Genomic DNA, 8,452 nt, shown 5'->3' on the forward strand with positions numbered 1-8,452 from the left:
CGAGCCGATCTGGTCATCCGGGTGACGATCCGGCATGCTCGATCCATGGTGACCGAGAACACATCCGCAGAAGAACAGCAGTCGCCCTCGCTGAACCGCGTCATGGGTCCGAAGTTGCTCTACTTCTTCGTGATCGGCGACGTCCTCGGCACCGGCATCTACGCGCTGACCGGCAGCGTCGCGGCGAAGGTCGGCGGCGCGCTGTGGCTGCCGTTCGTCGTGGCGTTCGTCGTCGCGTTCCTGACCGCGTTCTCCTACCTGGAGCTCGTCGGCAAGTACCCGCGGGCGGCCGGCGCCGCGCTGTACACGAACCGCGCGTTCCGCAAGCCGTTCCTCACGTTCGTCGTCGCGTTCGCGGTCATGTGCTCGGGCATCACGTCCGCGTCGGCCGCCGCCCGGGCGTTCGGCGGCACGTACCTGCCGGCCGCGTTCAACATCGAGATCTCCGACACGACCGTCGCGATCATCGCGGTCGCGTTCATCGCGGCGCTGGCACTGGTCAACTTCATCGGCGTGTCCCAGTCGGTGAAGGCGAACGTTGTCCTCACCTGCATCGAGCTGTCCGGCCTCGTGATCATCATCGGCGTCGGCGTCTACGCGGTGTTCGGCGGCAAGGGCGAGCCCGGCCGGCTCACCGAGATCAACACCGAAGACACCGGCTGGCTGCTAGCCATCACGGCGGCCACCTCGCTCGCCTTCTTCGCGATGGTCGGCTTCGAGGACTCGGTCAACATGGCCGAGGAGACCCGCGAGCCCGAGCGCGTCTTCCCGAAGGCGCTGCTCTCCGGCCTCGCCACGGCCGCCGTCATCTACGTGCTCGTCGCGATCACCTCGTCGCTGCTCATCGCCGCGAGCGACCTGTCCGACGCCGGCTCGGGCGCGCTGCTCAAGGTGATCGACATCGGCGCGCCGGCCTTCCCGCGCTGGGTCTTCGAGTGGATCGGCGTCTTCGCCGTGATCAACTCCGCGCTGATCAACATGCTGATGGCCAGCCGGCTGCTGTACGGCATGGCGAACGAGCGCATCCTGCCGAGGATCTTCGGCACCGTGCACCCGTTCCGCCGCACGCCGTGGGTGTCGATCCTGGTCACCAGCGCCATCGCCGCCGTGCTCGTCGCCACCGCCGGCACCGACGGCGTCGGCAAGCTGGGCGGCACGACCGCGCTGCTGCTGCTGTGCGTGTTCGCCGTGGTGAACACCGCGGTCCTGGTGCTGCGCCGGGAGAACGTCGGGCACGGGCACTTCCGCGCGCCGACGTGGGCGCCGATCGCCGCCGGCATCCTGTGCGTGTGGCTCGCCGTCCCGGTGCTGTCCGGCCGGCCCGCGAGCGACTACTACATCGCGCTCGTGCTCATCGGCATCGGCATTCTGTTGTGGGTCGTCAACTGGCTGTACCTGCGCAGCAAGGGCGAGCAGGTCAGGGAGTTCGACCCGCAGGCGTTGAAGGAGTGAACCAACTCGCGCAATAGGGTCTGTTCGTATGAGCAGACCTACCGGGGAGCAACTGGAGATCGCGAGCGGTGCCGCGCGGGCCGTCGTGACCGAGGTCGGCGCGTCGCTGCGCGCGTTCGAGGTGGCGGGCGTGCCGTACGTCGAGACGTACGGTGCGGCCGAGCAGCCGCCGATGGGCGCGGGCGCCGTGCTGGTCCCGTGGCCCAACCGGGTCGGCGGTGCCACGTGGTCGCACGCGGGCATGCGCCAGCAACTCGAGGTCACCGAGCCGGCGCGCGGCAACGCGATCCACGGGCTCGTCCGCCGCGAGGCGTGGACGGTCACCGAGCACGGCGACGGCACGGTCCTGCTCTCGGTCGAGGTCGGCGAGCTGCAGGGCTGGCCGCTCCCGTTCCGCACGACGATCCGCTACACGCTCGACGGCGAGGACGGGGCCGGTGGCCTGACCGTCACGCACACGGTGCACAACACCGGCAACGAGGAGATGCCGTTCGGCGTCGGCACGCACCCGTATCCCCGGCCGGGCGGCGAGGACGTCGACGACTGCGTGCTCACCCTCGCCGCACGCACCGTGCTGCCCGTCGACGCCGAGACGATGATCCCGAACGGCAAGCCGCAGCCACTGGAGGGCACGGACCTGGACTTCCGCGGCGGCCGCGAGCTGCGCGGGGTCGAGCTCGACACCGCGTTCGGCGACTGCGAGCCGGGCGAGGACGGGCTCGTGCGGCACTCGGTGACCCGCGACGGCGAGGGCGTCGAGCTCTGGGCCGAGGCGTGTTTCGGCTGGGTACAGGTGTTCACGCCGCCGGAGTTCCCCGGCAAGGGCGCCCGCGCGGTCGCCATCGAGCCGATGACGTGCCCGCCCGACGCGCTCAACTCGGGCACCGACCTGATCACCGTCGCGCCCGGCGACACCTGGACCGGCCGGTGGGGAATCCGCCCGCTGCACAGGTAGGTTTCACGGCTGTGAGTACAGCTGTCACGGGTGGATATGTCGTTCCGGTCGACGGGGAGCCCATCGAGGGCGGCACCGTCCTGCTCGACGATGGCGTGATCGTCGCGGTCGGCGCGGACGCCGACGTGGACATTCCGGACGACGCGGAGATCGTCGACGCCTCCGGCACCTGGGTGCTGCCCGGCTTCGTCGAGGCACACGGGCACGTCGGCGTCTTCGAGGAGGGCGACGGCTGGGCGGGCAACGACGTCAACGAGATGACCGACCCGAACGGGGCCCGGCTGCGTGCGCTCGACGCGATCAACCCGGACGACGAGGGCTTCCGCGACGCGCTCGCCGGCGGCGTCACGACGGTCGTCGTCAAGCCCGGCTCGGGCAACCCGATCGGCGGGCAGACCGTGGCGGTGAAGTCGTGGGGCCGCACGGCCGACGACATGCTCGTGCGCCAGCCGGCCAGCGTGAAGAGCGCGCTGGGGGAGAACCCGAAGCGGGTGTACGGCGAGAAGGACAAGCTGCCGTCGACCCGGCTCGGCGTCGCCGCGGTGATCCGCGACGCGTTCGTCAAGGCACAGGACTACCGCGCGGCGCGGGAGTGGGCCAGCCGCGAGGGCAAGCCGTTCGAGCGGGACAACGCCTCGGAGATCCTCGTGCGGGTGCTCGACGGCGAGGTGCCGTGGTGCCAGCACACGCACCGCGCCGACGACATCGCGACCGCGATCCGGCTGTCCGAGGAGTTCGGCTACCGGCTGATCGTCAACCACGGCACCGAGGGGCACCTGCTCGCGGACACGTTGGCGGACAAGGAGATCCCGGTCATCATCGGCCCGCTCATCGTCGGTCGGTCCAAAGTGGAGGTTCGCAGGCGACACATGCGCAACCCGGGGATCCTCGCGCGGGCGGGCGTGGAGATCGCGCTGACGACCGACCACCCGGTGGTGCCGATCGACTACCTCGTGCATCAGGCGACGTTCGCGGTCAAGGAGGGCCTCGACACGGAGACCGCGCTGCGGTCGATCACCGTGAACCCCGCGCGGATCATGGGACTCGGCGACCGGGTGGGCGCGCTGAAGGCCGGCCTCGACGCGGACCTCGTGCTGTGGTCGGGCGATCCACTGGACGTGATGAGCCGTGCGGTGCGCGTGTTCGTCGGCGGCCGCGAGGTCTACCACTTCGACGAGTCGACCGGCCGCGGCGTCACGGTGAACCCCTTCTACCAGGAATAAGGGCTCACCTAAGGGTCGTCCCGGATGTTCGGGGCAGCCCGCGCGGCCTACATTTCCGGTTGTGAAGGCAATCATGCAGGACCGGTACGGCTCGCCGGACACCCTCGCGCTGGGCGACGTCGACCGGCCGGTCGCCGCCGACGACGAGGTACTGGTGCGCGTCCACGCGGCGGCCGTCAACGCGCTCGACTGGCATTTCATGCGTGGCGACCCGTACGTGGCGCGCCTCGGCATGGGCTTCGGGGGACCGAGGCAGAAGGTCAGGGGCCGCGACTTCGCGGGCACGGTGGCCGCCGTCGGCAAGGACGTGCGGGACCTCCGGCCCGGCGACGAGGTGTTCGGCGACGCCGACGGGGCGTTCGCCGAGTACGTGCGGGTTCCCGCGGACCAGGTCGAGCGCAAGCCGGCGAACCTGACCTTCGAGCAGGCGGCCGCGATCCCGATGGCCGGCCGTACCGCGCTCGCGGGCCTGCGCGACGCGGGACGGGCCGGGCCCGGGCAGCGGGTGCTCGTCAACGGCGCGTCGGGTGGCGTCGGCACGTTCGCCGTGCAGATCGGCAAGGTGCTGGGGGCCGAGGTGACCGCCGTGTGCAGCACGCGCAACATCGACCTCGTCCGCTCGCTCGGCGCGGCCGAGGTGATCGACTACACGCGGGCGGACTTCACCCGCGGCGGGCAACGCTACGACGTCGTGTTCGACCTGGTGGGCAACCACCCGCTGGCCGCACTGCGGCGAGTGCTGACGGCGACCGGGACGGTGGTTCTCTCCGGCGGCGGCGTGTCGCGGGGCGGCAGCCTGTTCGGGCCGATGGGGTTGATCATCCGCGCGCAGGTGGCGGCGAAGTTCGTGCGCGGGCAGCGGATCCACGTCCTGCAGACGCCGCCGGCCAAGGGACTCCTGACCGCGCTGACCGAGCTCGCCGAGGCGGGCGAGGTCACGCCGGTGCTCGACCGGACGTACAAGCTCGCCGAGGTCCCGGACGCGATCCGCTACGTGGAGACCGAGCACGCCCGCGCCAAGGTCGTCGTGACGGTCCCGTAGATCTGCGCGGAGGCGGTCAAGTTTTGCGCAGCTCGCGGGCGATCAGCATGCGCTGGATCTGGTTGGTGCCCTCGAAGATCTGCGGCACCTTCGCCTCGCGCATGTACCGCTCCACCGGGAAGTCGCGCGTGTAGCCGGCGCCGCCGAGGACCTGCACCGCGTCGGTGGTGACCTTCATGGCGGCGTCGGTGGCGACGAGCTTCGCGATCGACGCCTGCCGGGTGAACGGCAGGCCGCGGTCGCGCCGCCGTGCCGCCTCGAGGTAGGTCGCGCGGGCGGACTCGACCGCGGCCGCCATGTCGGCGAGCAGGAACTCCATGCCCTGGAACTCGATGATCGGCCTGCCGAACTGCGAGCGGCCCTTCGCGTACGCCACCGCCTCGTCGAGTGCCGCCTGGGCGAGGCCCACCGAGCAGGCCGCGATGCCTAGCCGGCCCGACGACAGCGCGGTCAGCGCGATCTTGAGGCCCTCGCCCTCCCCGCCGAGCAGCCGGTCCGCCGGCACGCGCGCGTTGGAGAAGATCATCTGCGTGGTCGTGGACCCGGTGAGGCCCATCTTGCGCTCCGGCGGGGCCGCGGCGAGCCCGGGCGTGGCCGCGTCGACCAGCAGGCAGCTGATCCCGCGCCCGCCCTCGGGCGAGGTGCGCACCATCGTCGTGTAGAAGTCCGCGTGCCCGCCGTGGGTGATCCACGCCTTCACCCCGTTGACGACGTACTCGTCGCCGGAACGTTCCGCCTTCGTCGAGAGCGCGGCCGCGTCCGAACCGGCCTGCAGCTCCGACAGGGCGTACGCGCCCAGCAGCTCGCCCCCGAGCATCTCGCCGAGCCACCGCTCGCGCTGCTCGTCGGTGCCGTACTCGGCGAGGGCGAAACACGACATCACGTGCACCGACAGCCCCACGCCCATCGACATCCACGCCGTGGCGATCTCCTCGAGCACCTGCAGGTACACCTCGTAGCCGAGGCCGCCGCCGCCCCAGCGCTCCGGGTACGGCAGCCCGAGCAGCCCGCTGCGGCCGAGCAGCCGGAACTGCTCGCGCGGGAACCGCTCCTCCTCCTCGTACCGCGACGCGACCGGGGCCAGCTCGTCCCTGGCGATCTCCCTGGTCAGCTTGACGAGGTCCTCTGCTTCCCGGTTGGGCAACAGCCGCTCGGCGGGCATTCGGCTTCCTCCGCAGGTCAATGCTCGGATGCCTATTAGTATGACGCCCTACTATCGGGTAGCCAGCGAAAACGAACGTGAGGTGGCGCATGCTCTGTGTCGGCGGCGAGGCGCTCGTCGATCTCGTGCCGGCACCGGCCACCGGCGCCGGCGAGCTCGGTCCGCTGCTGCCCCTGCGCGGTGGCGGGCCGTACAACGTGGCGGTCACGCTCGGCCGGCTGGGCGCACCGGTCCGCTTCCTGTCCCGGCTGTCGACCGACACGTTCGGCGACGGCCTCCTGGAGCGGCTCCAACTGTCCGGTGTGGACACTTCGCTCGTGCAGCGCGGCCGCGAGCCGACGACGCTCGCGGTAGCGGGCATCGCGCCGGACGGCTCGGCGCGCTACTCGTTCCACCTCGAGGGCACCGCCGACCGGCTCGTGGCCGACCCCGGCGAGCTGCCCGCGGACGTCGGGATCCTGTCGCTCGGCACGCTGTCGCTGGCGCTCGAGCCGGGCGCCACGACGTACGAAACGTTGCTGCGGCGGCATTCCGCGCGCGGCGGGCTCACCGTGCTGGATCCGAACATCCGCCCGCAGGTGATCGCCGACCCGGCGGCCTACCGCGCGCGGTTCGCCTCCTGGCTGCCGGACATCGGCGTGCTCAAACTGTCCGTTGAGGACGCCGCGTGGCTCGCCGGCGGCGCGGACGCCGACCTGACCGGCGTGCTCGGGGCGGTCCGCGAATGGCTCACCAAGGGGCCGGTTGTGGCGATCGTCACCCACGGCGCGGACGGCATCCGGGCGCTCACCGCGGCCGGCGCCGAGGTCGAGGTGCCGACCGTGCCGGCACACGTCGTCGACACGATCGGGGCGGGCGACACCGTGCACGGAGCGCTGCTGTACTGGCTGCACACGCGCCGCGTCACGACGCCCGCGGCCGTGCGCGACGTCGGCGCCGCCGGCTGGACCGAGGCGCTCGAGTTCGCGGCGCGAGCAGCGGCGGTGACGGTCTCGCGTGCGGGGGCCGAGCCACCGTATGCGGCTGAGCTGGCGATTCACCCGTAGAGTGCGGTGGCACACACCATGTGGACTGTCCGACCGGCGCGAACCGCACTAGCGTTGACGGCAAAGACAAGTTGTTGAGAGGGACACGCATGCCTGAGGCGAGGACCGTCCCTGCCGGGGCCGGCAACAACAGTGCCGGATCCGCGGGGGCCGACACCGGCGCGCCGGAATCCGTCGCGCTGCGCTATCCCGGCGGCGAGTACGAGATGTCGGTAACGCGTGCCACCGAGGGCTCGCACGGAATCAACGTCGGCAAGCTGCTGTCGACGACCGACCTCGTGACGCTCGACCCCGGATTCGTGAACACCGCCGCGTGCTCGTCGGAGATCTGTTTCATCGACGGCGACGCCGGCATCCTGCGCTACCGCGGGTACCCCATCGAGCAGCTCGCCCAGCGGTCGACCTTCATCGAGGTCAGCTACCTGCTCATCTACGGCGAGCTCCCGACGCGCCAGCAGCTCGACGAGTTCACGTCGAAGATCAGCCGCCACACGCTGCTGCACGAGGACCTGAAGCGCTTCTTCGACGGCTTCCCGCGCGACGCGCACCCGATGCCGGTGCTGTCGTCGGCGGTGTCCGCACTGTCCACCTTCTACCAGGACAGCCTGTGGCCGTTCGACAAGGAACAGGTCGAGATCTCGACCATCCGGCTGCTCGCCAAGCTGCCCACGATCGCTGCGTACGCGTACAAGAAGTCGGTCGGCCAGCCGGTCCTGTACCCGGACAACTCGCTCGGCCTGATCGAGAACTTCCTGCGGATGACGTTCGGCTTCCCGGCCGAGCCGTACGAGGTCGACCCGGACCTGACGCGGGCGCTGGACCTGCTGTTCGTGCTGCACGCCGACCACGAGCAGAACTGCTCGACGTCGACCGTGCGGCTCGTCGGGTCGTCGGAGGCGAACCTGTTCGCGAGCATCTCCGCGGGCATCAACGCGCTGTTCGGCCCGCTGCACGGCGGTGCGAACAGCGCGGTGCTCGACATGCTGGAGCGCATCCGCGACGACTCGGGCGACGTGGACACGTTCGTGAAGCGGGTGAAGAACAAGGAGGACGGGGTCAAGCTGATGGGCTTCGGCCACCGGGTCTACAAGAACTACGACCCGCGGGCCGCGATCATCAAGAAGACCGCGGACGACATCCTGGGCCGCCTCGGCGGTGACGACACCCTGCTGGACATCGCGAAGCAGCTCGAGGAGCGTGCCCTCGCCGACGACTACTTCGTCGAGCGGAAGCTCTACCCGAACGTGGACTTCTACACGGGTCTCATCTACCGCGCGATGGGCTTCCCGACGAAGTTCTTCACGGTGCTCTTCGCGCTCGGCCGCCTGCCGGGCTGGATCGCCCACTGGCGCGAGATGATGAACGACCCGGCCACGAAGATCGGCCGCCCGCGCCAGGTTTACATCGGCGCCACGGAACGCGACTACGTCCCGATCGCCAGCCGCTGACCCCCGCGAGTCCAACGCTCCGGTCCCGCGAGTCCAACCTTCCGGCCGCGCGAGTCCAACGTTCCGGCCGCGCGAGTCCAACGTTCCGGCCGCGCGAGTCCAACGTTCCGGCCGCGCGAGTCCA

The 8,452-nt window shown here is 70.7% G+C and carries 7 protein-coding genes; 6 read left to right on the forward strand and 1 reads right to left on the reverse strand.

The annotated features are described in order from the left end of the window. The first annotated feature begins 45 nt into the window (after positions 1 to 45). The 4 genes from VH969_RS25160 to VH969_RS25175 all read left to right on the forward strand — a co-directional run bounded on the left by VH969_RS25160 (position 46) and on the right by VH969_RS25175 (position 4,672). On the forward strand, positions 46 to 1,452 hold the full coding sequence (locus VH969_RS25160; protein ID WP_331978449.1) for an APC family permease: 1,407 nt from the start codon (positions 46 to 48) through the stop codon (positions 1,450 to 1,452). A gap of 28 nt (positions 1,453 to 1,480) precedes the next feature. Next, positions 1,481 to 2,407 (forward strand): aldose 1-epimerase family protein, encoded by a 927-nt coding sequence (locus VH969_RS25165; protein ID WP_331978451.1) that lies wholly within the window; start codon positions 1,481 to 1,483, stop codon positions 2,405 to 2,407. An 11-nt stretch (positions 2,408 to 2,418) separates the two neighbouring features. After that, positions 2,419 to 3,630: an amidohydrolase gene (locus VH969_RS25170; protein ID WP_331978453.1), complete on the forward strand. Its 1,212-nt coding sequence runs from the start codon at positions 2,419 to 2,421 to the stop codon at positions 3,628 to 3,630. 61 nt (positions 3,631 to 3,691) lie between these two features. Then, positions 3,692 to 4,672: an NAD(P)-dependent alcohol dehydrogenase gene (locus VH969_RS25175; protein WP_331978455.1), complete on the forward strand. Its 981-nt coding sequence runs from the start codon at positions 3,692 to 3,694 to the stop codon at positions 4,670 to 4,672. Positions 4,673 to 4,688: 16 nt separating this feature from the next. On the opposite strand, the gene VH969_RS25180 is transcribed toward VH969_RS25175, so the two are convergent. Continuing rightward, positions 4,689 to 5,834 (reverse strand): acyl-CoA dehydrogenase family protein, encoded by a 1,146-nt coding sequence (locus VH969_RS25180; protein WP_331978457.1) that lies wholly within the window; start codon positions 5,832 to 5,834, stop codon positions 4,689 to 4,691. An 89-nt stretch (positions 5,835 to 5,923) separates the two neighbouring features. Here VH969_RS25180 and VH969_RS25185 point away from each other — a divergent pair, with 89 nt between their 5' ends. Both VH969_RS25185 and VH969_RS25190 read left to right on the forward strand, forming a co-directional pair. After that, positions 5,924 to 6,880: a carbohydrate kinase family protein gene (locus VH969_RS25185; protein WP_331978459.1), complete on the forward strand. Its 957-nt coding sequence runs from the start codon at positions 5,924 to 5,926 to the stop codon at positions 6,878 to 6,880. 89 nt (positions 6,881 to 6,969) lie between these two features. After that, positions 6,970 to 8,328, forward strand: coding sequence for a citrate synthase (locus VH969_RS25190; protein WP_331978461.1), 1,359 nt, complete (start codon positions 6,970 to 6,972; stop codon positions 8,326 to 8,328). Positions 8,329 to 8,452 lie beyond the last annotated feature (124 nt).

The sequence above is a fragment of the Actinophytocola sp. genome (assembly GCF_036555685.1).
In the GTDB taxonomy this organism is placed as follows: domain Bacteria; phylum Actinomycetota; class Actinomycetes; order Mycobacteriales; family Pseudonocardiaceae; genus Actinophytocola.

What these genes read in the sequence shown, in the direction of transcription:
- VH969_RS25180 (WP_331978457.1), bottom strand. Translation starts at nt 5,834, where the DNA reads ATGCCCGCCGAGCGGCTGTTGCCCAACCGGGAAGCAGAGGACCTCGTC.
- VH969_RS25190 (WP_331978461.1), top strand. Translation starts at nt 6,970, where the DNA reads ATGCCTGAGGCGAGGACCGTCCCTGCCGGGGCCGGCAACAACAGTGCC.
- VH969_RS25185 (WP_331978459.1), top strand. Translation starts at nt 5,924, where the DNA reads ATGCTCTGTGTCGGCGGCGAGGCGCTCGTCGATCTCGTGCCGGCACCG.
- VH969_RS25165 (WP_331978451.1), top strand. Translation starts at nt 1,481, where the DNA reads ATGAGCAGACCTACCGGGGAGCAACTGGAGATCGCGAGCGGTGCCGCG.
- VH969_RS25160 (WP_331978449.1), top strand. Translation starts at nt 46, where the DNA reads ATGGTGACCGAGAACACATCCGCAGAAGAACAGCAGTCGCCCTCGCTG.